The sequence below is a fragment of the Diaphorobacter sp. MNS-0 genome (assembly GCF_019602835.1).
Taxonomy (GTDB): domain Bacteria; phylum Pseudomonadota; class Gammaproteobacteria; order Burkholderiales; family Burkholderiaceae_C; genus Diaphorobacter; species Diaphorobacter nitroreducens.
Map to the genome: position 1 here is coordinate 1,579,196 of NZ_CP080761.1, position 21,525 is coordinate 1,600,720.

A 21,525-nucleotide genomic window follows, 5' to 3' on the forward strand; every position below is an offset into this window, starting at 1 on the left:
GTTCTACGCTGCACGCTTTGCACCCGCGTCGTACCAGCCCTTGGATGAATTCACGACTTTGACGACCAGCAGCATCACCGGCACTTCGATGAGCACGCCCACCACCGTGGCCAGTGCCGCGCCCGACTCGAAGCCAAACAGGCTGATGGCGGTGGCCACGGCCAGTTCAAAGAAGTTGGATGCGCCAATCAGGGCGGACGGGCAGGCGACCGCGTGCTTCTCGCCCGCCGCGCGGTTGAGCCAGTAGGCCAGCGCCGAGTTGAAGAACACCTGGATCAGGATGGGCACGGCCAGCAGCGCGATGATCAGTGGCTGGCGCAGGATGGCCTCGCCCTGGAAGGCGAACAGCAGCACCAGCGTGAGCAGCAGCGCCGCAATGGACCACGGCCCGATGCGCTGGAGTGCCGCGTCGAACGCGGCCTGCCCCCGTGCCAGCAAGGCGCGCCGCCACCATTGGGCCAGCACCACCGGAATGACGATGTACAGCACCACCGAGGTGAGCAGCGTGTCCCATGGCACCGTGATGGCCGACAGGCCGAGCAGGAAGGCCACCAGCGGCGCGAACGCCACGATCATGATGCTGTCGTTCAACGCGACCTGGGACAGCGTGAACAGGGGGTCGCCGCCGGTCAGGCGGCTCCATACGAACACCATGGCCGTGCAGGGGGCGGCGGCCAGCAGGATCAGGCCAGCAATGTAGCTGTCGAGTTGGTCCGCAGGCAGGTAGGGGGCAAACCACTGGCGGATGAACAGCCACCCCAGGAAGGCCATGGAGAATGGCTTGACCAGCCAGTTCACGAACAGCGTGACCCCGATGCCGCGCACGTGGTGCCGCACCTCGCCCAGGGCGGAGAAGTCCACCTTGAGCAGCATCGGGATGATCATCACCCAGATGAGCAGCCCCACCGGCAGGTTCACGCGGGCCACCTCCCACGACCCAATGGTCCGCGCTGCACCGGGAAACGCCTGGCCCAGCCCGATGCCTACCACGATGCACAGCAGCACCCACACGGTGAGATAGCGCTCGAACACGCTCATGGGAGCGCCTGCCGCGCGTTGGGCGGTGGTTTCGCACTGGGCACTCATGTCATTTCCCTGCGAGTTCGCGGGCGCTGGCCTGCAATACCGCTTTCTCCAGCTTGTCGGCGGGCAGGTTGATCAGCAGGTCCAGGCGGCGCTTGATCAGGTGCAGCGTCTGGCGGAAGGCTTCGAGCTTTTCCGAGTCAGGCGCGTCGCCTTCGGAAGGATCGGCGAAGCCCCAGTGCGCCGTTGCGGGGTGCCCCGGCCAGATCGGGCAGACCTCTCCCGCGGCGTTGTCGCACACGGTGATGATCAGATCCATCGTGGGCGCGCCTGGGGCGGCAAACTCATCCCAGCTCTTGCTGCGCAACCCCTCGGTGGAGACGCCTGCCTTTTGCAGGACCTGCAGACCCAGGGGATGCGGCTGCTGGTTGTCGCGCGGGCTGCTGCCGGCAGACCAGGCCTTGAAGCGCCCGCCCGCCATGGCGTTGAGCAAGGCCTCGGCCAGGATGCTGCGCGCGGAGTTGTGCGTGCAGAGAAAAAGAACATTCAAGGGCGTCGTCATGAAGGACCTTCAGCGGATCAGCAGCAGGTGGATGAGGAAGTGGCGGGCTCGCAGCAGGGCGCCTTGGATGCCGTGGCCGCAGGCGCCTTTGGCGCGCAGCACGCGCCGGCGGCAGCCGTTGGGCTGGACTCGTTGAACACGGGAATGTCGCCGAGCGTGTGAAAGTGCTCCCACGCGATGCCCTGCGGGTCGGTAACCCAGTGCTTCTCGCTGCGCGCATAGCAGCAGGTGGTGGCGCCTTCGTCGAGCAGGGCCATGTCGGCCGATGCGGCCCTGGCCTTCAGTTCTGACAGTTCGGCCGCGTCGTCCACCTGAAAGCCCAGGTGATCCAGGCCTGGGGAGGTGCCCCGCGTGGAGATCGCGAAGTTGACCCGCGGATCGTCGAGCATCCACTTCGCGTAATCGGCCTCCACGCGAGCGGGCTCAGCCGCGAAGAGCTGGGAGTAGAAACGGATGCTCTGGGCCAGGTCTTCCACATGCAGGTGGACATGGAATCGCTTCATGGGGTTCTCCTTCAAAAGTGGGTCAGCAGTCGCAGCTCTTTGCTGTCTCCGCCAGGCAGGACGCGCCCTGGCAGCAGTTCTCCGTGAGGTAGCCGAGCAGATCGTCCATCGTGTCGAAGGAGGCCCGGTAGATCAGGTTGCGCCCCTGACGCTCCTGGCTGACGAGGCCGGAGTGCACGAGTTCCTTGAGGTGAAAGGACAAGGTGTTGGGCGCTACCGCCAGTTGCTCGCACAACGAGCCTGGCGTGAGCCCCTCTGCGCCGGCCACGACCAGTGCGCGAAACACCCGCAGGCGTACTTCTTGGGCCAACGCTGCGAGGGAGCGGATGACATCGATTTCTTGCATAAGACGACTATACAACGATATTGGAAATGTTGTAAATTTCTTTGGCGCAACATTGCGCATGCCTGAGGCACGCCCTTATCCCCGCCCATTCGGTGCATTGACCACGAACGCCTATGCCATCTCACTTCTCCCTTCTGGACGCGCCCACCAAGTATTTGTTCTTCACCGGCAAGGGTGGTGTCGGCAAGACCTCGGTGTCCACGGCCGTCTCCATCGCCTTGGCAGACGCGGGCAAGAAGGTTCTATTGGTCAGTACCGATGCGGCGTCGAACCTTGATGAAATGCTCGGCATTGCGCTGCGCAACCATCCGGTTCCTGTGCCAGGGGTTCCGGGCCTGATGGTCCTGAACATCGATCCGGAAGCCGCGTCGCAGAACTACCGTGCCCGCGTCATTGAACAGATGGGCACACAGGCTACGGCTGAGGAGGTGGACCTCGTGCGCGAGCAGCTCTCGGGTGCCTGCACCACCGAGATCGCCACCTTCGATGAGTTCTCTCAACTTCTGTCGGAGGGAGGGCGGGATTTCGACCATGTCGTGTTCGATACCGCCCCCACGGGCCATACCTTGAGGCTTCTCAGCCTGCCCAAGGCATGGAGCGGGTTCCTCAAGGGCAATGACCGCGGAGCATCCTGCCTGGGGCCGCATTCGGGGTTGAAGATGCAGGAGCAGCTTTTCAACCGGGCGCTGGCATCCCTGAACGACGCTTCGCTCACCACCATTGTTCTGGTGGCGCGGCCTGAGGCGGGAGCGCTCAACGAAGCCGCCAGGTCTTCAGACGAACTGCGTGAGTTGGGCCTTTCCCACCAGCGCCTGGTGATCAACGCGGTTTTCAAGGCGCAAGACCCTCGCGATGCCGTCGCCCTGGCCATCGAGGCTCTGGGACAGGAGGCCATGCAGGAGATGCCGCAGGCGCTGAAACGTCTGGCGGCTGACGTGATTCCCATGCGGCCCGTCGATTCCGTGGGGCTGCAGGCGCTGCGGGCGCTGCTGTCGCCATCACCGACCGAGGTGCCTGCGGCAGTCCTGGACGCGCCCGACTTCGCGCACCAGAAACTGTCCGCGCTGGTGGCGGAGCTGGCGCGGGGTGAGCGTGGATTGATCATGGTGATGGGCAAGGGCGGCGTGGGCAAGACCACCATTGCCGCCGCGATCGCCCTGGGACTGGTCAAGCTCGGCAAGTCCGTGCACTTGAGCACCACCGATCCCGCCGCCCACCTGGCGGTGACGCTCGACGGCGAGATCCCGGGCCTGACCGTCGGGCGCATTGATCCCAAAGCAGAAACCCAGAAATACGTGGACAAGGTCGTTGCCGCCAAGTCGGCCGGCATGACCCCGGCGGAGAAGGACCTGTTGATTGAGGATCTGCGTTCTCCATGCACGGAGGAAGTGGCGGTCTTCCACGCGTTCTCGCATGTGGTGTCTCAGGCCCGCAGTGCGTTCGTGGTGCTCGACACCGCGCCCACGGGCCACTCGCTGCTGCTCATGGATGCCACGGGCGCCTACCACCGCCAGATGGTGCGGGAGTTTGAAGGCAAGGCGTCGGGGCGCATCACCACGCCCCTGATGCGGCTGCAGGACCCTGACTACACCAAGATCATTCTGGTGACGCTGCCCGAGGCCACCCCGGTGTCGCAGGCCGCCGCGCTGAAGGAGGACCTGCAGCGGGCCCGGATCGGCACCTTCGCCTGGGTGGTCAACAAGTCACTGTTGGCCAGCAACACCCGCGATCCCCTTCTTCAGGCCCGGTTGAACAGCGAGAGGCGGCAGATGGAGCGGGTTCAAGCATTGGCGCAAGGCCGGTTCTATCTGATTCCCTGGGCGGCGACCCCGCCCGTGGGCGCAAAGGCGCTGGGGGATCTGCTGGAGCCTTGACCTGCGGAGGCGGCCCTTCCTGGCATGCAAGAGCCTCGCGGGCCGCGGTACACATTCAGCCACGGTGCAGCGTCAGGAGGAGCCCCCGCCGGGCTGCGCCAGCGCGCCCTGCGCATCTTCGCACCACCACTGCGCGGCCGCATAAAAGCCCTCCCACACGCACCCGTTGCACCCGCGCCCGCAGCAGGTGGTGGGCTCAGGTGGCGGTGGGCGCAGCGCTACACCGGCGTGGGCGGCCTGCGCCTGCAGGGCGGCGAAGCGCTGGCGGGTGGCTTGCAGCATGAAGGTGACGGGGCCTTACCGGCGCCCGCGCCAACGGATCAGGCCGTAGCGCGCCAGGAAGGCGCAGCCCAGCACCAGCGCGAACCACCCCATGACGTGGCCCTGGGCCATCATCTCGCGCACGTCGGGCGAGCGGGCAATGTAGGGGGCCAGCAGGATGATCACGCCAATGAGCGTGCACACCGCGCCCTTGAGCAGCAGCTCGGAATCTTGTTTGCGCTGGGAGAAAGAGGGCATGGCGGCGATTATCCTTGGCGGCTTCGCAAGCCCCATTCGTGAAAGTACACAGTCCATGGCCATCCAGTGGTTTCCCGGTCACATGCACCTGACGCGCAAGGCGATCGGCGAGCGCATCAAGGACATCGACGTGGTGATCGAGCTGCTGGACGCGCGCTTGCCGGGCTCCAGCAGCAATCCGCTGCTGGCCGAGCTGACGGGCCATAAGCCTGCGCTGAAGGTGCTCAACAAGCAGGACGTGGCCGACCCGACGCGCACGCCCGCGTGGCTGGCCTGGTACAACGCGCGGCCCGGCACGAGCGCGATCGCGCTGGATGCGTCCGACGCCGCGCCCGCGCGCCGGCTCATCGACGCGTGCCGGCAGCTTGCGCCCAACCGGCGCGGCCTCTCCAAGCCCATGCGGGTACTGATCTGCGGCATTCCCAACGTGGGCAAGTCCACGCTGATCAACACCCTGTCCGCCAAGCGCGAAGCCAAGACGGGCGACGAGGCCGGCGTGACCAAGCAGGAGCAGCGCATCGTGCTGGACGATGACTTTTACCTGTGGGACACGCCCGGCATGCTGTGGCCGCGCATCACCGTGCCCGAAAGCGGCTACAAGCTCGCCGCCAGCGGCGCCGTGGGCCGCAATGCGTACGACGAGGAAGAAGTGGCGCTGGAACTGTTGGCCTACCTCAAGCAGCACTACGCGCCGCTGCTGGATGCGCGCTACAAGCTGGGGCTGGACGCGGCGGCCATCGCCGCCAAGCACGACGACGAGCTGCTGGAGCTGATTGCCAGGAAGCGCGGCGCGGTGATGAGCGGCGGGCGCCTCAACCTGCAAAAGGCCGCCGAGATCGTGCTCACCGACCTGCGCAGCGCAGCGCTGGGCCGTGTGACGCTGGAGACGCCGACCGAGTTCGAAGCCTGGCTGGCCGCCGCCGAGGTGCAGGAAAAGGAACGCGCCGCGCGCAAGGCCGAGCAGCTGCGCCGCAACGAGCGCCGCGCGCGCAACGCCCCGCGGGACGAGGACTGATCAGGGCCAGGTTCGCTCGCAGGATCTGCACAGTTCACAGGCCCTAGGGCCTGTTCACACTATTTTTGCCAGATGCGTTGCGATCAAAAAGGGCCAGGCGCAAGGCGCCAAACGAAGCTGGGGTGCTACCCCAGCGAGGCTTGGCAACGCCGCGAATGGCCCTTTTTGATCGCAACCCGGAGGGAACGGAGTGAAAACCGCGCCATTCGTCGTTGCCCTCCTAGCCAAGGCCCCGGCCTTGGCGTCGTCACGCGCCTAGATTGGCGCGGTTTTCACGCCATTCGCACTGGCAAAAATAGTGTGAACAGGCCCTAGGCCAGCACCGGATCGCAGCGCACCTCGGTGGTGACCGAGTTGGCGATGAAGCACTGTTCATGCGCCTCATGGTGCAGGGCGTGCAACTGTTCGTGCGTGGGCTGCGGGTCGCCGCCAAAGCGCACCGCCGGGCGCAGCGTGACCACGGTCATGGCCATGCGGCCCTGGGCGTTGCGGGCCATCACGCCCTCGGCTGCGTCGCGGTAGTCGTCCACGCAAAAACCCTGCTGCGCGGCGATGGAGAGGAACCACAGCATGTGGCAGCTCGACAGTGCGGCGACGAAGGCTTCCTCCGGGTCCGCGGCGGACGCGTCGGACCAGGGCAGCGGCACGACGTGGGGCGACGAGGAGCCGGCCAACTGCGCGCCACCGTCAAAGCGCAGCAGGTGGCGGCGGCTGTAGCGGTTCTTGAGGAAGTCCTGCGGCGTGGCGTCGCGCGTCCAGGTGATTTCGGCGTGGTAAGTGGCCATGGTGGTGTTTGAATGAAAAATGCCTCTAGCGCCCGCCTGTCAAGCGCGAGCAGCTATGGATATCGAAGCAATGCACGCGCTGCCCCTACCAGGCCAGCGGGCTGGATGCATCCGCCCAGAAGATGAAGCGCCGCAGCTCCGCATAGCGCGACGTGCTGAGCAGGGCCGGGTCGGTGCCGCTGCCCTTGCGCAGCAGCACCAGGTAGCCGCTGGCGCTGCCCACGGCCAGGGTGTGGCCGTCGGGCGCTGCGGCGATCGCCAGGATGGCGCCGCCGATGTGGTGGCGCCAGAGGGCCGTGCCGTCCTCGGCCAGGCCGTGCAGATCGCCCTGTGCGTCGCCCTCCACTCGCAGGCCATGGACGGTGGCGGCGGGGCACGATGCAGGCAGGTTTGGCGGTGCGGCCGTGGGGCTCAGCGCCCACGCATCGACACTGATCCGCCACCACGCGGGTGCTTGCGTGGGATGCACGGGCTCCGTGCGGGCCAGCAGACGGCCATCTTCCAGCCACTGCAGGGCGTCCACGGCGTGGCCGGTGCGTGCGGCGTGGTGGGCATAGACATGGGGCGCGAAGGCAAAGCGCCGGTGAAAGCGTGCGGACAGGTCGCCGTCGGCCAGCGCGTGTACAGCGCGTGCCAGTTGCAGCACGGCGCCAGCCTGGGGGCCGCGCGGGTCGGTGGGCTGCGCAGGCATGAAATGCACAGGGGCGGGCGGCGGTACGGTCGCCGGGGGCGTGCCGGCTGCCGCGGCGCCGGGCGCCACACCATGGGCGGGTACAGCATCGCCTACCGCAGCGGCCGCCACGGCAGCGGCCGCCGCCTCAGCGGATGACGCCGCGGGTTCCGTGCCGTGCTCCAGGGCCGCCGCGGCATCAGCGTCGTCGGCCTGCCGCAGCCAGTGCTCCCGCACGCGGGCGGCGTGGGCCCGGCCGTGGGCCTGCCAGTCGTGCGACAGCGCCATGAGGACGGGCCCGAACACCTCGGTGTCGGCCTCGTGCGGCGCGAAGGGCGGCAGGCGGGGCAGGGGCGGGGCATCGCCGGACAAGCCGCTGGAGTGCAGCGCCTGTTGCTCTTGTGCATGGGCGGCGTGCAGGCGCTGCTCCAGCGTGGTGAACAGCTCCAGCAGGTGCTGCATGTGCTGCACGGCGTGGTTGGGCAGCGGCGTGCGCGGATCGCTCTGGCGCTGGCTGTAGCTGATGCGCAGGCCGTTCGGGTGGGCCGTGCCCTCCGGCAGGGCATCGCCGGGCGTCAGGTCGATCTGGTAGCAGGCATGTGCGTCGTCCTCGGGGTCGCCGGCGCGCTCGCTGCCGTTGCGCCAGCTGAACTTGAGCGCCCGGCCCCATGAATGGCCCCCCTGCTGGCCGGGCTGGCGCGCGCCGATCCACACGTCGCCCTCCCACCAGCCGTTGCGCTCGGGGTCGCTCCATGTGTTGTAACGGGTGGTGAATACGGGCAGCAGCGTCAGCGCCTCGATGCGTGCGGGGGTGAGCGTGGCATGCAGCCGCTCGCGCAGCGGCCGGCCGGCGCGGCGCTGGCCCTCGGCCAGGCGCCAGTAGGCCAGCACCTCGCGCCAGCCCTCTCCGCAGGCGACCAGCGCGCCGGCTGCCGCGTCGCCCGCCCCGGCCTGTGCGGGGAGCGGTTGCCATGCGCCGGGCTGGCCGGCGCTGTCGTAGGCGCGGTATTGGCGCACCAGGCCGTCCGCGCCGGGGGGCGGAGGCGGGATGCCAGAGCGCAACCGCGCCCAGGCCTGCGCCAGCGCGTGGGTAGGTGCGCTCTCGGCCGGGGGCAGGGCGAGCCAGAAGTCCCAGCGCTTCCAGAGAGTGATGAACAGGGCGTCGTGGTAGGCGTCCTGGTCTTCATCCACGTGGCTGCGCGTGAGCAGAAAGTCCGTCTGCCCGAACCAGCCGGCTGCCTTGTGCTGGCTCTTGTCGGGCAGGGCGGCCTGGAGCAGCCGCCGCAGTTGCGCCGCGTCCATTGCATCGCCTGCGCACAATCCGTCGTCCACCGGCAGCCCGGGCTCTTCGGACAGAGCCGGCTTGACCGCGCTGGCAGGCGGAGGCACGAATGAAGAGGGGCTGGACATGGCAAAGGCGCACGGTTGTGTGGCGCATGGTAGCGCCGACACCGCTGCGCCATCAATGTGCGGCCCGTGGGCCCCCACGAGCCATGGGTAGCGGGGCGTCGGCCATGGCTGGGCCTGGGTTCTGTCGCTGCGGCGGGCAGCGCGGGGCCTTGCCGACCGGGGCCCGCACGCGGGAGGGACTACAGCACGATCTTGCCGTCGGCGACATACAGCTCGTACTGGTCGCGCGGCAGGGCGGTGAGGCCCGCGGTGTTGTTGTCGTCGCGCCAGCTCAGCGTGACGCTGTCGGTGGCGAAGGTGAGTTCCACCGGTCCTTCCGGAATGGCAATGGGCATGCCGTCTCCTTCCCGGTAGGTGACGTGGCCTTGGATGGTGGCTTGCTGGGGCATGTGCGTGCTCCTGGGTCGTTGCGGTCAAAAGGGGGACGGGTGCCCCCTACCGCATTACAGGCCATCCTGCGGCGTGTCGGCTGTCAGACCAGCGCGCGTTTTGCGCCGCAGGCGTTTGCGTCGAGCCGCGGGCTGGCCCGGGTCCGTCGGGGCGACGCGCTGTACCAGCGGAATCACCCACAGCACCACCACTGCCAGCAGCGTGGCCAGGATGGCCGTGCTCTCACGCCCCAGGCCCGCAGCCACGCCGATGGCGGCCGTAAGCCAGATGCCGGCTGCGGTGGTCAGGCCCTTGACCTGACTTTCCGCGTCGCCCTTCAGGATGGTGCCCGCGCCCAGGAAGCCGATGCCGGCGATCACCCCTTGCAGCACACGGCTGTTGTCCGCCGGGGCAATGCCCGCCTGCTGCGCGACGAGCACGAACAACGCGGCGCCCATGGCCACCAGCATGTGGGTGCGCATGCCTGCGGCCTTGCCGGCCTGCTCGCGCTCCCACCCCAGCAGGCCGCCCAGCAGCGCGGCCACGCCCATGCGCAAGACCACCCGCGTGGTTTGCTGGGGGTCGCCAATGTCCGAGAACTCGTGGGCGGCCACGGCCAGGGCGTCAGCCCACCAGCCGGTCATGGCGTGCCACGCCTGAAGACCAGGCGAGAAAGGGGCAAAGCGGGGAGGAAAGCGTGGGGCGCTGCACGGTGCATGGCCGCCTGTGTGAAGCGCGCAGACAGGGGTGGGCAGCGGCGGCCGCCGCTCCTGTGGGTAGGACACGGCCGGGTGGCGGGATGCTCCGAAAAGCTGCAGGGCGTTAGATAAAAATTGGCCGGTAGCGCTTGCTAGGTAAGCGCGAAAAGCTACTCTTTTGGTAGCGCGTCTTCGATGTCCTGCTGCCAGGGCAGGGTCCAGATGTGTTGCTGCCAATCGGGCGCTGCGGCCGCGTTTGGCGGCGTGGGTGCGCTGGCGGTGGTGGATGCTCTGGCAGCGGGCCACTGCAATCCACTGTGCAGCGTGACCAGGCGGCCGTCTGCGGGGTGGGGCAGGCTGAGCTGCCACGCATGCAGCCACAGGCGGTGCAGGCCGAGGCGCTGTGCCCACCAACGGTTGAGCGGCCCTTTGCCGTGGGTGGCGTCACCCAGGATGGGGTGGGCCAGATGCTTGAGGTGGCGGCGGATCTGGTGGCGGCGCCCCGTGGTCGGCTCGGCCAGCACCAGCGATGCGCGCGTCGTGGCAAAGCGGGGGTCGCTGGACTCGGGCAGCTCCAGCCGCGCCAGGCGCATGAGGCGCGTGTGGGCAGGCTGGGTGGGGGCGTCGGGCGGCGCGTCGTCGGGGCGCAGCGGGTGGTCCACTTCGGCCTGCGCCGGTGCCCAGCCGCGTACCAGCGCCAAGTACTGCTTGCGCACGGCATGCCGGGCGAAGGCGTCGGCCAGGGCCCGCGCGGCGGCGGGGAGCAGGGCCATGACGAGCACGCCGCAGGTGCCCTTGTCCAGCCGGTGCACGGGGTAGACGTGCTGGCCGATCTGGTCGCGCAGCGCCTGCATCACGAAGCGCGTTTCGCCTGCGTCCAGACCTGTGCGGTGCACCAGCCAGCCCGCCGGCTTGAAAACGGCCACCATGTGCGCGTCCTGCCACAGCAGGCGCAGCGGAGGGTGCGCGGGCGTCAGGGGTTGCGCCCCGGGGTGAGCTGGATGGTACTCAGGCCCGAATGGGGCGGGTCCTGCTGCGAGGTGAGCCAGTACACCCACAGGCCGCGCAGCCACGCGCCCATGTAGATGATGGACACGGTAAAGAGGCCCCACTGCTCGGCCTTCCACGAGGCGTAGAACCAGAACGGCTGCCCCAGCAGCCCGAAGATGCAGGCCCAGCGGCGCAGCGCCGTTCTGCGCGCCTGCGACAGCCAGGCGGCGGTGGCACCCAGCAGGGCGATGGCAATCTGGTCAAGTCCCATGGTGATGTGGCCGTTGCGTGGCGATAGGGTGTTAACTGGATGTTTGTAAGGGGTATCTATTTAGCTCCAGCAGCCCCATTGATACTGTGATTTCATCCAGCAATGGTATCCGATTGGCTCTCCCCGGTGTTCTTGCTCACGACATCCCCATACGTCACTGGCGGCGTAACCACCGCTTGCTGCAGCAAGCGGTAAAACAGCATCCCGCGTGAGCTGGATGTGCGCCGGTTGAAACGGAACACGAATTCATCGAGATAGGCGTCCAGGTGGTCTGGCTGTACAGAGCCATGATGTGTTCCCAGCACCCAGCGCTGTACCAGTGAGGCGACCCGGTGCACTCCCGCCATGGAGACATGGGCAGGTACGCCTGAGCCGAGCATGACGGTGCGCTGGTGGGTGTAACCCAGTTCTCCCAGAGCGCGGTATGCCGCCGAACCATCCGTGCGTACCTGGGCTCCAGGCTCGACCACCTCCTGCACAAAGGGGATTACGTGGGTGGCGGCGTCTCGGTCAATGCGGCGTAACCGGATGCGCCCAAACCCCTTGGGCTCCACGATCTCCACCGCCATGACCATCAACACTTTGGTGGTGCTGCTCTTGCGCCCTGCAGGGGTGGCGGGATTCTTGCGATCCGTGATGGACAGGTACGTTTCATCCACCTCCACAAGCCCCTTGAGCTTGTCCCGGCCCGGGCGGACCATGGCACGTCGAAACCGGTGCAGCATGGTCCAGGCGGTCTGGTAGCTCCCCAAACCCAATACGCGCTGCAGCCCCAGGGCGCTCACGCCTTGTTTCTGATTGGTCAGGTACCAAGCTGCAGCCAGCCAGACACGCAGCGGTGTGCGCGTCTTGTCAAAGATGGTTCCAGATGTCACTGTGCCTTGGTACTGGCATGAGCGGCACATCAGGCGGGTGCGGCTGGCGCGGTACACATCGCCAGCGTTGCCGCAACGCGGGCAGACGAAGCCTTGGGGCCACCGAAGCTTCTCCAGGAACGCCTGGCAAGCCTCTTCGGTGGCAAACCAGTCAAGAAATTCGTTCCAGGTGCGGGGGTAGTCCCGTCCAGGAGTTGGCGTTAGCATCTGGGTTTCCATCCAGCTATTCTCACGTCACTGGAGCTAAATAGATACCCCTTATGTTTGTACAGCCATGATAACAGTGGCGGGGGCTGCAGCGGCCAGGAGCTCCCGCAGGCGACGCGGGCGCGCTACGCCTTGGCGGTGGAGAGGGGCGTGCCGGGGAGTCGGTCGCGCCGGGCGATGAATTCGCGGGCCGCCTGGGCGCGCAGGGTGGCCCGGCCCAGCCCGGTGATGGTGATGACGCGTGCGGAGCGTACGGATTCGCCTTCGCCGGGCAGTTCAGCCTGCACCATGCCCGCAGCGCGCAGGACACGCAGCTTGTCCACCTCTGCCTCACCGACGACGGGGGCGGGAAACTGGTCCCGCTGCGCAAGTTGACGGAGAAGTTCCATGGGCATGTGACTGGCTCCCGGTGCTGCGCCGCGCAAACGGTGCGGCGGACGGGGTTATTGTGGCCCCTGGGGCGAGGCCGGTACAACAAAGGCCCCGTTCTCAAGTAGGCAGTTCGGTGCCGTGCGCTGACCGACAATCCCGCCATGACTGTGTCTTCGCGCTCCACCTTCCTGCCCCTGTCGCTGCTGGCCGCGCCGCAGCGGGACGACCCGCACCCGCTGGTGCTGTACCACGGCCGCTGCGCCGACGGTTTTGCCGCCGCGCTGGCCGCCTGGCGCTTTTATGGCGGTCAGGTCGAATGCCTGGGGCTGACCCACGGGCAGGTGGCCACCGTGGACGACCTGCCGTCGCTGCAGGGGCGGGCCGTCTATGTGCTGGACTTTGCGTTTGCGCCCGACCTGCTCGCCGCCATCGACGCGCGTGCCGCCCGGCTGGTGCTGCTGGACCACCACAAGAGCGCGGCCGAGCAGTTGGAGGGCTTTGCCTGCCGCTGCGGGGGCCTGCACTTCGACATGGGCAAGTCTGGCGCGCGCCTGGCGTGGGAGTTTTTCCACCGTGACGCACCACTGCCCGCCTTGGTGCGCCACGTGGAAGACCGCGACCTGTGGGCCTGGCAGTACCCCGACACCGCGGGCTACGTGGCGGCGCTGGACATGGAGCCGTTCGACTTCGCCCGTTGGCAGCAGATCGCCGACTTCACGCCCGCCGAGACGGCGGCCTTCGTCGCGCGCGGGCAGGCCATGGACGAGAAGTTCCGCCATTTGGCGCAGGACGTGGCGGGCGGCGCACAGCCGCTGGTGTTCAACGGCGAGGCCGGGCTGATGGTGAATGCGCCCGGCGCCTTCCACAGCCTGGTGGGCGAGTTGCTGTCGCGCCAGAGCGGCACCTTCGCGCTGATGTGGGTGGTGGGCAAGGACGGGCAGGTCAAGGTAGGCCTGCGCTCGCAGCGCGGCTATGACTGCTCGCCCCTGGCCGTGAGCATGGGCGGTGGCGGCCATGCCCAGGCCTGCGGCTTTCGCCTGCCTGGCGAGCGGCTGGCGCAGTTGCTGTCAGGCGTGTTCCAGGCCAATGGAACGGGTGTGAATTTTTAGCCGAAATGGCCCGTAGCGCTTGATGGATAAGCGTGAGCAGCTATTGAAATGATAGTCGCCTACCGCTGCCGGCGCCGGTAGTCCCAGGGTGCCTGCGGGCGCGGCTGCGACCACAGCCCGGTCTGGCTGGTGCGTGCCTGGCGCTGCAGCGCCACCAGGTGGGGGTAGCGCTGGGCCTGGGGGGCATAAACCCAGGCCAGGCCGGCGCGCACCTGGGCCGTGCCCACGTCCTGCCCCTGGCAGCGCACATGCGCCAGCGTGCGGCCGTAGTCGTCGCGGCCCAGCGTGCGCAGGGCGGCCTGCTGGCGAAAGCACAGGCGCGCCAGGTTCTGGCGCGCGCGCTGGCCGAAGGCCTGGCGGCTCTCGGGCGCGTCGATCGCCACCACGCGCACGCGCTGCGGGCGCCAGGCCCCCGGCGTGCCGCAACGCACGGTGAGCGTGTCGCCATCGCTGATGGCAATCACAAGGCAGAGGAGGGCGGCAGCAGACACGGGTGGGGCAGAGGTGAAGAGCGGATAAAAGCGCGGTGGCGGTGGCGGTGACGGTGGCGTGTGGGCATGCGGCCGCTGCGGCCGCGCCGGTGTCGCACGGTGACGCCGCAAGGGCGCGCACTATAACCGCGTGTGATGCGCGCTTGCCGGTCCGCGCGGCCTCGCGGCCTTGCCCGTACCGGTTGCCTAAAAAATGAGCGATGCGCTGCAGCCCAATGCCGGCGCGGCTTGCGCGCGGTTGTCCCGGCGGTTGTCCACAGGGCCGCCCACAGGCGGTGGGCATAAGTGGTGCGGCGGCGGGGCATGCGCCAATGGCCGACAATCGCGGGTCGCACGCGGGCGAAGGTCTGCCCTTACCTCGTTCGGGTGCCTGCCTGCTGTCCTCGTCCGGATGCGTGCTTGTTGTGTCTTGCCCGAGGCGGCGACGCTGCGTTGTCGCCGGGTTTCCCGCATCGTTTCTTGTCCACCTGCTGCCGTTGTGATCCAAGGTCTTGTTGCGTCCATCGTCGCGTCCGTTCTGTTCGGCGCCATGTATTACCTGGCACCGGCGCTGGCGCCGCTGGATGGCGAGCAGATCTTCGGCTGGCGCGTGCTGTGCACGCTGCCGTTCACCACGGCGCTGCTGCTGGCGCGCGGGCAGTGGCCGCGCGTGCGCCTGCTGGCTGCGCGCGCGTGGCGGCAGCCGCTGCTGGCGCTGGGGCTGCTGGCCAGCGCCGCCATGCTGGGCGTGCAGCTGTGGCTGTTTTTATGGGCGCCGCTGCACGGGCGGGCGCTGCCGGTGTCGCTGGGCTACTTCCTGCTGCCGTTGGTGATGGTGCTGGCCGGGCGGGTGCTGTACCGCGAGCGGCTGTCGCACCTGCAGTGGCTGGCCACGGCACTGGCGGGTGCAGGTGTGCTGCACGAGGTGTTGCGCGCCGGCGGCATGTCGTGGGAGACCTGGCTGGTCGCACTGGGCTACACCGCGTATTTCGTGATGCGCCGGCGCCTGGGCACCGACCACCTGGGCGGCCATTGGCTGGACATGCTGCTGCTGGTGCCCGCGGCGCTGTGGTTCGTGGTGCGCGTGCCGTCGTCCCTGCCGCTGGTGCTGGAGCATGCGCACCTATGGGCGATGGTGCCCGTCCTGGGCGTGCTCAGCGCCGTGGCGCTGGCGCTGTACATGGCCGCCAGCCGCCTGCTGCCGCTGGGCTTGTTTGGTCTCTTGAGCTATGTGGAGCCGGTGCTGCTGGCGCTGGTGGCGCTGGCGCTGGGCGAGAGCATCGGCGCGGCGCAGTGGCCCACCTACGGCCCCATTTTCGCCGCCGTGGCTCTGCTGGTGCTGGACGGCGCACTGCGCCTGCGCCGCCCGGCCGTGCAGGTTCAAGACAAAAAACCGCTCTAGCGCCCGTCCATCAAGCGCTGGCAGCTATTAAAATCGATGCAAACGGTGCCATTCGCAGCACCGCACAGCCACCCGAGGGAGCCCCCACATGCACGCCACCGTGTCCTGTCCGCGCCAGCGTTTGCGCGTCTTTTCTGCGGCGGGCGTGTGCTTCGCCCTGGCCACCGCTGGCCTGCTGGCGCTGCCCGCCACGCCCGCGGGCGCGCGCGACGCGTCCACCGCCTGGGGCAAGCGCCTGGTGGAGTCGTTCGAATTGACGCCCGAAGACCTGGCGCGGCTGGCGCGCCACCAAGACAAGACGGCCGGCAGCAAGCCCGCGGGCTTTTTCTCCGAAACGGTGGCCTGGAAGGCGCCGCGCGCGCTGGACCTGCCCGCCAGCGGCAACCCCTACACGCTGGTGGTGCACGTGGCCGGCGTGGCCCAGGCCGACGGCGAGGGTCTCACGCGCTGGATGGCCGGCTGGGACACGGACAACGGCACGCGCCTGTCGATGGTGCAGGGCGCTGCGTTCGGGACGGGCACGCGCGCGGGCCAGGTGCTGCAGCTGGCGGGCACGGCCGGGCCAGTGAGCTTCAAGGAGGACCGCAAGGTGGCGCCGGCGCTGGAGTTCGCGGGCGCGAGCAACCTGCGGCTGGACGGCGTGCGCGTGGAGGTGTGGTCCGGCATGCGGCGCAGCTCGTTCGTCGAGCTGCTCATGTCCGCCGTGCCGCTGCTCACGGGTGTGGTGTTCCTCGCGCTGGTCGTCTGGTGGCGCAAGCGCTAGCGCCGCTCGGCGCACTGCACACCGTGCAGGCCGCCCGTGGCGCTGGCGGGCGCGTGCCGCGCTAGAAGCCCAGCGGCTGGCCGGGCTTCCAGGCGTCGGCCAGACGCTCGGCCTCGGCAATGTCGCTGGGATGCAGCTTGTCCTTGAGGCGGACCAGGCCTGCACGGGCGCTGGACGGGTAGTGCTGCTCGGTCAGCAGCGCGTCGCGCTCCGGCGTGGCGCGCGAGGCGCGTTCGGCCAGCGTGAGCAGCATCCACGCGGGGACGGGGCGTTGGCTTACGGGATCGGCGCCCCGCGCGTAGAGCATGCCCAGGCTGTACAGGCCCGCGCCGTCGCCCTGGCGCGCCGCACGCAGGTACCAGTTCTCGGCCAGTGAGGGCTGGCGCGGCACATGTTCACCGCGCTCATACAGACCCCCCAGGCGCACGGCGGCGGTGGCATCGCCCGCGCGGGCGGCGCGCTCCAGCCATTGCAGCGCCTCGGCCGGGTCCAGCGGCTGGCCGATGGCGTTGCGGTAGCTGCTGCCACCCAGCAGCATGGAGCCCAGCAGCACCATGGCCCGCGGCTCGCCCTCATCGGCCAGCGCGCGCACGGCAGGCAGCGCCTGGGCGCCTTCGCCCATGCGCCACTGGTGTTCCAGTGCATCGATGCGCGCCCGCCCGTCCTGCACGGCGCGGGCCTGGCTGACATCGGCGGCGCGGCTGTCGCTGGCGGCGCGTTGCTCCTGCTGGGCGCTGCGCTGGCGCTCGCCGTTCCACTTCCAGCCCAGCAGCGCGGCCCCGGCCAGCACGGCGCTGCCCAGGGCGATCCAGGCCCAGGGCAGACCCGCGCTGGCCCGGGCGCGGCGCGGGTCCAGCGGGACGGGCTGGGTATCGTCATCTTCATCGTGGCCCGCGCGTGCGCGTGGGCGCGGCGTGGCCTTGTCGTAGACCACCGCGCAGCGCGGGCATTGCCAGGCGGGGGCGGTGTCGCTGGCCTGGCGCGTGTAATGGCAGCGTGGGCAGGTGCGTGCGACGTGCGATGAGGCCGCAGCAGGCGCGGGTTGCGTGGGCGCGGGGTCGAGCGGGGCGAGGGACAGGCCGTCGCCAGGGTTTGTGGTCATGGTGTTCAGTTCCTCCCGCCGCGATTGTCGCTGCTGGGTGGAGGGTGCTGAGCGTAAGTGAAGAATCCGGCGCAAAGCCAATGCAGGAAAGCGCCAGCAGCTCTACTTTTTGCGGTGGTGCGGCACTGGCGAGGGCGGGCTGGCGGGCTGCCAGCAGCCCGGCTCCAGCCCGTCCAGGGCGTAGGGGCCGATGGCCGCGCGCACCAACCGCAGCGTGGGGTGGCCCACGGCGGCGGTCATGCGGCGCACCTGGCGGTTGCGGCCTTCGCGGATGATGAGTTCGATCCAGCAGTCGGGAATGTTCTGGCGCACGCGGATGGGCGGATCGCGCTCCCAGAGGGCGGGGGGCGGCTCCAGCCGGCGCACGCGTGCGGGCAGGGTGGGGCCGTCGCCGAGCTGCACGCCATGGCGCAGGGCCTGCAGCGCGGCCTCGTCAGGAATGCCCTCCACCTGCACCCAGTAGGTCTTCTCCATCTTGTGGCGCGGATCGCTGATGCGTGCCTGCAGCGCCCCGTCGTCGGTGAGCAGCAGCAGCCCCTCGCTGTCGGCATCGAGCCGCCCCGCCACATAGACGCCGGGCACGTCGATGAAGTCCTGGAGCCCGCGCCAGCGCCCCTCGGGCGTGAATTGGCTCAGCACGCCATAGGGCTTGTTGAAGCGCAGCAGCCGCGCCGCGCGCTGGGGGGCGGGCGCCAGCGCGGCCGCGGCCGCGGGGCGGCGCAGCGCTAGGCGCGGGCGTGGGGCAGGGGGCGTGCTCATGCGGGCAGGAACAGGGCCGGGTCCACCATGGTGCGGTTGAGCATCACGCCCCAGTGCAGGTGCGGGCCGGTCACGCGGCCGGTGGCCCCTACCCTGCAGAACGCATCGCCCGTGCGCAGTACGTCACCCACCTGGCACTCCATGCGGCTGAGGTGGCAGTACATGCTGAGCAGGCCGCCGCCATGGTCCAGCCACACGGTGCCGCCGTTGAAGAAATAGTCGCCCACATCGATCACCCGGCCCGCCAGCGGCGCGGCGACAGGGGTGCCCGTGGCGGCGGCAATGTCCATGCCGCTGTGCGGATTGCGCGCCTGGCCGTTGAACACGCGCCGCAGACCGAAGCTGCTGGAGCGCCGTCCCGGCACGGGCTGACGCATCTGCAGTCCCTCTGGCAGGGGCGTTGAAAAGGTGGCCATGACGTGCTGCTGGTGGGCGCGCTCACGCTCGTGGCGGGCCAGGTCTTCGGGTGCCAGATCCACCGTGCGCGGTGCCACGGTCAGGCGCTGCTCGCGGTACTGCTTGGCTGCCACGCGGTAAGGCACGCGCCGCGCCGGTGCGGTCGGCGTGGCCTGTACCGTCACCTCGGCCTCGCCCGTAGGCGCGGCCAGCGGGATGCCGACGATGGCCGTCCACTCGATCGCATCGCCCAGCACCAGCACCGGGATGTCGCCCGCGTGCACCACCGGCCGATCGGCCGCGGGGCCCAGCGACAGCCGGGCCACGCCCCCGGGCACGGCCAGGGCCTGCGGCCATTGCTGGGCGGTGCCCGCCAGGACCAGCGCGGGCATGCCGGGCGCCAGGGCGAGGCCCAGCGCCTGCAGCAGCGTGCGGCGCCGTGCGCCTGAGGGGGAAAGGGGCGGAAAAGTGGGGTCGCAAGGAAATGGCACGGCCGCAGTGTAGAGCGCTCGTGGCCGGCGCCTGCCCGCCGCGTGGGCATGGTTATGCGCAAAGCTAAGGTTCTCATGCGCGTGCGAGGCAGTGGTCCATAATCCGCACCCAATGCCCTCGGCGCCATGGTGCCCGGGGCATTGCCACGTCTGGCACGGCACTTGCGCCCACAAGGTGCGCGCCCGGCTCCAGGGCGCTCTACGGCTGCACCCACCAAGCACCGCCTGCACCTCAGGCGGTGTTTTCACTTGGGGCCTGGCTTTGTTCCCCTTTTGTTTATTCCATTTCGCTAGAAAGCAGATCGACCATGCGTCAAGAACATGACTTCATCGGTATCAAGACCATTCCCCCGGACGCGTATTGGGGCGTCCACACCGCTCGTGCCGTAGAAAACTTTCCCATCACCGGCCACACCGTGGCCCACATGCCCGAGTTGATCCGGGCCTTTGCCTTCGTCAAGAAGGCCGCCGCCCACGCCAATCTGCAGCTGGGCGCGATCAACGCAACCCAAGCCCACGCCATTGCCCAAGCCTGCGACGACCTGATCGCCGGACAGTTGCACGACCAGTTCGTCGTGGACGTGATCCAGGGCGGTGCCGGCACCTCCACGAACATGAACGCCAATGAGGTGATCGCCAACCGTGCCCTGGAGCACCTGGGATTGCCCAAAGGCCGCTATGACACGATCCACCCGAACGATCACGTCAACGCATCGCAAAGCACCAACGATGCCTACCCCACGGCGCTGAAGATCGCCACCTATTTCGGTATCGAGACGCTGCTCAAGGCCCTGTCGGCCCTGCGCGGCGCGTTCGAGGCCAAGGCCGAGGAATTCAAGGGCATCCTGAAGATCGGCCGCACCCAGTTGCAGGATGCCGTGCCCATGACGCTGGGCCAGGAGTTCGCCGCCTTCGCCGCCATGATTGCCGACGATGAGCGCCGCCTGCGCGAGTCCGCCTACCTGATGACCGAGGTGAACATGGGCGGCACCGCCATCGGCACCGGCATCAACGCGCCCGTCGGCTACGTGGACGTGGTCATCCCCGAGCTGGCGCGGCTGTCGGGCGTGCCGGTCAAGGCCGCGGCCAACCTGATCGCCGCCACGTCGGACACGGGGGCCTTCGTTGACATCTCGGGCGTGCTCAAGCGCATCGCCGCCAAGCTCTCCAAGATCAGCAACGACCTGCGCCTGCTGTCCTCGGGCCCGCAGGCCGGCGTGGGCGATATCCAGCTGCCCGCGCGCCAGGCGGGCTCGTCCATCATGCCCGGCAAGGTCAACCCCGTGATCCCCGAGGTGATGAACCAGGTGTGCTTCGAAGTGATCGGCAACGACGCCGCCATCACCATGGCTGCCGAAGCGGGCCAACTGCAGCTCAACGCCTTCGAGCCGCTGATGGGCTGGGCGCTGCACAAGAGCCTGCACCACCTGGCCAGGGCCTGCCAAACCCTGCAGGTGAACTGCGTGGAGGGCATCGTGGCCAACCAGGGGCTGCTGACGGAACGCATCGCCGCGTCGGTGACGCTGGTGACCGCGCTCAACCCGCTGATCGGTTACGAGAAGGCGGCTGCCATCGCCAAGTCGGCCATTGCCACGGGTAAGCCGATTGCCGTGGTGGCCGAGGACCTGGGCATCATGACCCAGGCCGAAATGCACAAGCTGCTGGTGGCCGAGCGCCTCACGCAGGCGGGCGCCATCCAGGCCGCTGATTGAGGGGCGCTGCCGGGGCCTCGGCTGCTGCCGAAGGCGCCGGTAGGCCGCGGCGGTCATCCGCCCAAAAAAAAGCCCAGTCAGGGACTGGGCTTGAAGGGATCCAAGAAACCAGAGTTTCGAGAGGATCCAAGGAGACAACTGGAGGGCCCTGCGACGTTCATTCCCATCGCCGGGCCAGTGAGTGAATTATAGGGGTAAACCCTGTAATCTGCCAGCGACGTGGCAGCGATTCACTCAACGCTTGCGGGGAGCAGCGGTTGCGGCGGTCGCCGTCTTGGCAGCGGTGGCGGCAGAGCTGGCCACGGCGTTGAAGTTGGCTTCGGCCACATCGCTGGCCTGCTTCACGGCCTTTTGCACCGACTCGAAGGCGTTGTTGGCGGCAGACACAGCGCTCTTGAAGACGGCGACGGTGGTCTCGGAACCAGCGGGGGCGTTCTTGGCGGCGCTGTCCACCAGGTTGGTGAAGTTGCGCTGCACTTCTGCGGCCTGTGCTTCGAAGGTCTTGCCGAACTCGGCGCCCGTGCCGGAAGCGATGTCGTACAGGTGGCGGCTGTAAGCCACGGCCTTTTCGGCCAGGGGCTGGAACAGGCTGGCTTGCAGTGCGAGCAGCTCTTGTGCGTCCTTGGCGGACAGCACGGCCTGGGTGTGGCTGGCGGCTTCGGCCAGGGCGGCGCGCGAGGCGGTCACGTTCAGTTCGACGAGCTTCTCCACGCCCTCGAAGGCCTTGTTCGTCAGGCCGAACAGGGTCTCCAGGTTGGCCTTGTGGGAAGCGAGGATTTGCTCAGGGGTCAGCGACATGTCATATCTCCATTGGATGCCCGGGATGGGCGGG

25 protein-coding genes are annotated in these 21,525 nt (G+C 68.6%); 6 read left to right on the plus strand and 19 right to left on the minus strand.

The window, feature by feature from the left end:
- Window positions 1–3 precede the first annotated feature (3 nt).
- From arsB to K2L43_RS07655, 4 genes are read right to left on the minus strand one after another with little or no spacing between them, the layout of a single operon-like run.
- Window positions 4–1,086 carry an ACR3 family arsenite efflux transporter gene (arsB, locus tag K2L43_RS07640; RefSeq protein WP_047350586.1) on the minus strand — a complete coding sequence of 361 codons (1,083 nt, stop codon included), beginning with the start codon at window positions 1,084–1,086 and terminating at the stop codon, window positions 4–6.
- A gap of 1 nt (window position 1,087) precedes the next feature.
- Entirely contained in the window at window positions 1,088–1,585 is a 498-nt protein-coding gene (locus K2L43_RS07645) for an arsenate reductase ArsC (RefSeq protein WP_220638787.1), read from the minus strand.
- Window positions 1,586–1,602: 17 nt separating this feature from the next.
- Entirely contained in the window at window positions 1,603–2,088 is a 486-nt protein-coding gene (locus tag K2L43_RS07650; RefSeq protein WP_220638788.1) for an ArsI/CadI family heavy metal resistance metalloenzyme, read from the minus strand.
- Between the two features lie 22 nt (window positions 2,089–2,110).
- Window positions 2,111–2,434 carry a helix-turn-helix transcriptional regulator gene (locus K2L43_RS07655; protein WP_015912969.1) on the minus strand — a complete coding sequence of 108 codons (324 nt, stop codon included), beginning with the start codon at window positions 2,432–2,434 and terminating at the stop codon, window positions 2,111–2,113.
- Window positions 2,435–2,547: 113 nt separating this feature from the next.
- Here K2L43_RS07655 and arsA point away from each other — a divergent pair, with 113 nt between their 5' ends.
- Window positions 2,548–4,308, plus strand: coding sequence for an arsenical pump-driving ATPase (gene arsA / locus K2L43_RS07660; protein WP_220638789.1), 1,761 nt, complete (start codon window positions 2,548–2,550; stop codon window positions 4,306–4,308).
- Window positions 4,309–4,380: 72 nt separating this feature from the next.
- Here the strand turns inward: arsA and K2L43_RS07665 are convergent, their stop codons facing one another.
- Window positions 4,381–4,590 carry an oxidoreductase-like domain-containing protein gene (locus tag K2L43_RS07665; protein WP_123676493.1) on the minus strand — a complete coding sequence of 70 codons (210 nt, stop codon included), beginning with the start codon at window positions 4,588–4,590 and terminating at the stop codon, window positions 4,381–4,383.
- A 15-nt stretch (window positions 4,591–4,605) separates the two neighbouring features.
- Window positions 4,606–4,827 carry a hypothetical protein gene (locus K2L43_RS07670; protein ID WP_220638790.1) on the minus strand — a complete coding sequence of 74 codons (222 nt, stop codon included), beginning with the start codon at window positions 4,825–4,827 and terminating at the stop codon, window positions 4,606–4,608.
- Between the two features lie 55 nt (window positions 4,828–4,882).
- Here K2L43_RS07670 and ylqF point away from each other — a divergent pair, with 55 nt between their 5' ends.
- Window positions 4,883–5,842, plus strand: coding sequence for a ribosome biogenesis GTPase YlqF (ylqF, locus tag K2L43_RS07675; RefSeq protein WP_220638791.1), 960 nt, complete (start codon window positions 4,883–4,885; stop codon window positions 5,840–5,842).
- 311 nt (window positions 5,843–6,153) lie between these two features.
- Here the strand turns inward: ylqF and K2L43_RS07680 are convergent, their stop codons facing one another.
- The 8 genes from K2L43_RS07680 to K2L43_RS07715 form a co-directional block, all read right to left on the minus strand.
- Complete coding sequence (locus K2L43_RS07680; protein ID WP_220638792.1) at window positions 6,154–6,627, minus strand: OsmC family protein; 474 nt, start codon at window positions 6,625–6,627, stop codon at window positions 6,154–6,156.
- A gap of 85 nt (window positions 6,628–6,712) precedes the next feature.
- Complete coding sequence (locus K2L43_RS07685; protein ID WP_220638793.1) at window positions 6,713–8,707, minus strand: hypothetical protein; 1,995 nt, start codon at window positions 8,705–8,707, stop codon at window positions 6,713–6,715.
- 179 nt (window positions 8,708–8,886) lie between these two features.
- Window positions 8,887–9,096 carry a hypothetical protein gene (locus tag K2L43_RS07690; RefSeq protein WP_011805706.1) on the minus strand — a complete coding sequence of 70 codons (210 nt, stop codon included), beginning with the start codon at window positions 9,094–9,096 and terminating at the stop codon, window positions 8,887–8,889.
- 54 nt (window positions 9,097–9,150) lie between these two features.
- Entirely contained in the window at window positions 9,151–9,720 is a 570-nt protein-coding gene (locus tag K2L43_RS07695; protein WP_103737531.1) for an MgtC/SapB family protein, read from the minus strand.
- A gap of 224 nt (window positions 9,721–9,944) precedes the next feature.
- Window positions 9,945–10,703, minus strand: a complete 759-nt coding sequence (locus K2L43_RS07700; protein ID WP_255580549.1) for a pseudouridine synthase — start codon at window positions 10,701–10,703, stop codon at window positions 9,945–9,947.
- Between the two features lie 44 nt (window positions 10,704–10,747).
- Window positions 10,748–11,035, minus strand: a complete 288-nt coding sequence (locus K2L43_RS07705) for a hypothetical protein (protein WP_220638794.1) — start codon at window positions 11,033–11,035, stop codon at window positions 10,748–10,750.
- 92 nt (window positions 11,036–11,127) lie between these two features.
- Window positions 11,128–12,129 (minus strand): IS1595-like element ISCsp2 family transposase, encoded by a 1,002-nt coding sequence (locus K2L43_RS07710; RefSeq protein ID WP_011805960.1) that lies wholly within the window; start codon window positions 12,127–12,129, stop codon window positions 11,128–11,130.
- A gap of 113 nt (window positions 12,130–12,242) precedes the next feature.
- The gene (locus K2L43_RS07715) at window positions 12,243–12,506 is read right to left on the minus strand and encodes a hypothetical protein (RefSeq protein WP_231403416.1); all 264 of its coding nucleotides are present in this window, start codon (window positions 12,504–12,506) and stop codon (window positions 12,243–12,245) included.
- A 144-nt stretch (window positions 12,507–12,650) separates the two neighbouring features.
- Between K2L43_RS07715 and K2L43_RS07720 the strand changes: the two genes are divergently transcribed.
- Window positions 12,651–13,598: a DHH family phosphoesterase gene (locus K2L43_RS07720; RefSeq protein WP_220638795.1), complete on the plus strand. Its 948-nt coding sequence runs from the start codon at window positions 12,651–12,653 to the stop codon at window positions 13,596–13,598.
- Between the two features lie 59 nt (window positions 13,599–13,657).
- Here the strand turns inward: K2L43_RS07720 and K2L43_RS07725 are convergent, their stop codons facing one another.
- Complete coding sequence (locus tag K2L43_RS07725) at window positions 13,658–14,089, minus strand: thermonuclease family protein (protein WP_220638796.1); 432 nt, start codon at window positions 14,087–14,089, stop codon at window positions 13,658–13,660.
- Window positions 14,090–14,567: 478 nt separating this feature from the next.
- Here K2L43_RS07725 and rarD point away from each other — a divergent pair, with 478 nt between their 5' ends.
- Window positions 14,568–15,470, plus strand: coding sequence for an EamA family transporter RarD (gene rarD / locus K2L43_RS07730; RefSeq protein WP_220638797.1), 903 nt, complete (start codon window positions 14,568–14,570; stop codon window positions 15,468–15,470).
- A gap of 88 nt (window positions 15,471–15,558) precedes the next feature.
- Window positions 15,559–16,233, plus strand: coding sequence for a hypothetical protein (locus K2L43_RS07735; RefSeq protein ID WP_220638798.1), 675 nt, complete (start codon window positions 15,559–15,561; stop codon window positions 16,231–16,233).
- Between the two features lie 61 nt (window positions 16,234–16,294).
- On the opposite strand, the gene K2L43_RS07740 is transcribed toward K2L43_RS07735, so the two are convergent.
- The 3 genes from K2L43_RS07740 to K2L43_RS07750 form a co-directional block, all read right to left on the minus strand.
- Entirely contained in the window at window positions 16,295–17,335 is a 1,041-nt protein-coding gene (locus K2L43_RS07740) for a tetratricopeptide repeat protein (RefSeq protein ID WP_220638799.1), read from the minus strand.
- 102 nt (window positions 17,336–17,437) lie between these two features.
- The gene (locus K2L43_RS07745; RefSeq protein ID WP_220638800.1) at window positions 17,438–18,094 is read right to left on the minus strand and encodes a pseudouridine synthase; all 657 of its coding nucleotides are present in this window, start codon (window positions 18,092–18,094) and stop codon (window positions 17,438–17,440) included.
- On the minus strand, window positions 18,091–18,882 hold the full coding sequence (locus tag K2L43_RS07750) for a peptidoglycan DD-metalloendopeptidase family protein (RefSeq protein WP_348639064.1): 792 nt from the start codon (window positions 18,880–18,882) through the stop codon (window positions 18,091–18,093). The genes K2L43_RS07745 and K2L43_RS07750 overlap by 4 nt, the downstream gene beginning before the upstream one ends.
- A gap of 407 nt (window positions 18,883–19,289) precedes the next feature.
- On the opposite strand from K2L43_RS07750, the gene K2L43_RS07755 reads away from it, so the two are divergent.
- Complete coding sequence (locus tag K2L43_RS07755) at window positions 19,290–20,693, plus strand: aspartate ammonia-lyase (protein ID WP_220638801.1); 1,404 nt, start codon at window positions 19,290–19,292, stop codon at window positions 20,691–20,693.
- 234 nt (window positions 20,694–20,927) lie between these two features.
- Here K2L43_RS07755 and K2L43_RS07760 read toward each other — a convergent pair whose 3' ends face one another.
- Window positions 20,928–21,491: a phasin family protein gene (locus tag K2L43_RS07760; RefSeq protein ID WP_103737538.1), complete on the minus strand. Its 564-nt coding sequence runs from the start codon at window positions 21,489–21,491 to the stop codon at window positions 20,928–20,930.
- Window positions 21,492–21,525: the final 34 nt, after the last annotated feature.

Excerpts from the sequence above, each read along its gene's own strand:
- K2L43_RS07690 (WP_011805706.1), bottom strand. The coding sequence starts at position 9,096 with ATGCCCCAGCAAGCCACCATCCAAGGCCACGTCACCTACCGGGAAGGA.
- K2L43_RS07715 (WP_231403416.1), bottom strand. The coding sequence starts at position 12,506 with ATGGAACTTCTCCGTCAACTTGCGCAGCGGGACCAGTTTCCCGCCCCC.
- K2L43_RS07665 (WP_123676493.1), bottom strand. The coding sequence starts at position 4,590 with ATGCTGCAAGCCACCCGCCAGCGCTTCGCCGCCCTGCAGGCGCAGGCC.
- K2L43_RS07705 (WP_220638794.1), bottom strand. The coding sequence starts at position 11,035 with ATGGGACTTGACCAGATTGCCATCGCCCTGCTGGGTGCCACCGCCGCC.
- K2L43_RS07710 (WP_011805960.1), bottom strand. The coding sequence starts at position 12,129 with ATGGAAACCCAGATGCTAACGCCAACTCCTGGACGGGACTACCCCCGC.
- K2L43_RS07685 (WP_220638793.1), bottom strand. The coding sequence starts at position 8,707 with ATGTCCAGCCCCTCTTCATTCGTGCCTCCGCCTGCCAGCGCGGTCAAG.
- arsB (WP_047350586.1), bottom strand. The coding sequence starts at position 1,086 with ATGAGTGCCCAGTGCGAAACCACCGCCCAACGCGCGGCAGGCGCTCCC.
- K2L43_RS07700 (WP_255580549.1), bottom strand. The coding sequence starts at position 10,703 with ATGGTGGCCGTTTTCAAGCCGGCGGGCTGGCTGGTGCACCGCACAGGT.
- K2L43_RS07645 (WP_220638787.1), bottom strand. The coding sequence starts at position 1,585 with ATGACGACGCCCTTGAATGTTCTTTTTCTCTGCACGCACAACTCCGCG.
- arsA (WP_220638789.1), top strand. The coding sequence starts at position 2,548 with ATGCCATCTCACTTCTCCCTTCTGGACGCGCCCACCAAGTATTTGTTC.
- K2L43_RS07750 (WP_348639064.1), bottom strand. The coding sequence starts at position 18,882 with ATGCCCGCGCTGGTCCTGGCGGGCACCGCCCAGCAATGGCCGCAGGCC.
- ylqF (WP_220638791.1), top strand. The coding sequence starts at position 4,883 with ATGGCCATCCAGTGGTTTCCCGGTCACATGCACCTGACGCGCAAGGCG.
- K2L43_RS07650 (WP_220638788.1), bottom strand. The coding sequence starts at position 2,088 with ATGAAGCGATTCCATGTCCACCTGCATGTGGAAGACCTGGCCCAGAGC.
- K2L43_RS07740 (WP_220638799.1), bottom strand. The coding sequence starts at position 17,335 with ATGACCACAAACCCTGGCGACGGCCTGTCCCTCGCCCCGCTCGACCCC.
- K2L43_RS07755 (WP_220638801.1), top strand. The coding sequence starts at position 19,290 with ATGCGTCAAGAACATGACTTCATCGGTATCAAGACCATTCCCCCGGAC.
- K2L43_RS07760 (WP_103737538.1), bottom strand. The coding sequence starts at position 21,491 with ATGTCGCTGACCCCTGAGCAAATCCTCGCTTCCCACAAGGCCAACCTG.
- K2L43_RS07670 (WP_220638790.1), bottom strand. The coding sequence starts at position 4,827 with ATGCCCTCTTTCTCCCAGCGCAAACAAGATTCCGAGCTGCTGCTCAAG.
- K2L43_RS07735 (WP_220638798.1), top strand. The coding sequence starts at position 15,559 with ATGCACGCCACCGTGTCCTGTCCGCGCCAGCGTTTGCGCGTCTTTTCT.
- K2L43_RS07720 (WP_220638795.1), top strand. The coding sequence starts at position 12,651 with ATGACTGTGTCTTCGCGCTCCACCTTCCTGCCCCTGTCGCTGCTGGCC.
- K2L43_RS07680 (WP_220638792.1), bottom strand. The coding sequence starts at position 6,627 with ATGGCCACTTACCACGCCGAAATCACCTGGACGCGCGACGCCACGCCG.
- K2L43_RS07655 (WP_015912969.1), bottom strand. The coding sequence starts at position 2,434 with ATGCAAGAAATCGATGTCATCCGCTCCCTCGCAGCGTTGGCCCAAGAA.
- K2L43_RS07695 (WP_103737531.1), bottom strand. The coding sequence starts at position 9,720 with ATGACCGGCTGGTGGGCTGACGCCCTGGCCGTGGCCGCCCACGAGTTC.
- K2L43_RS07745 (WP_220638800.1), bottom strand. The coding sequence starts at position 18,094 with ATGAGCACGCCCCCTGCCCCACGCCCGCGCCTAGCGCTGCGCCGCCCC.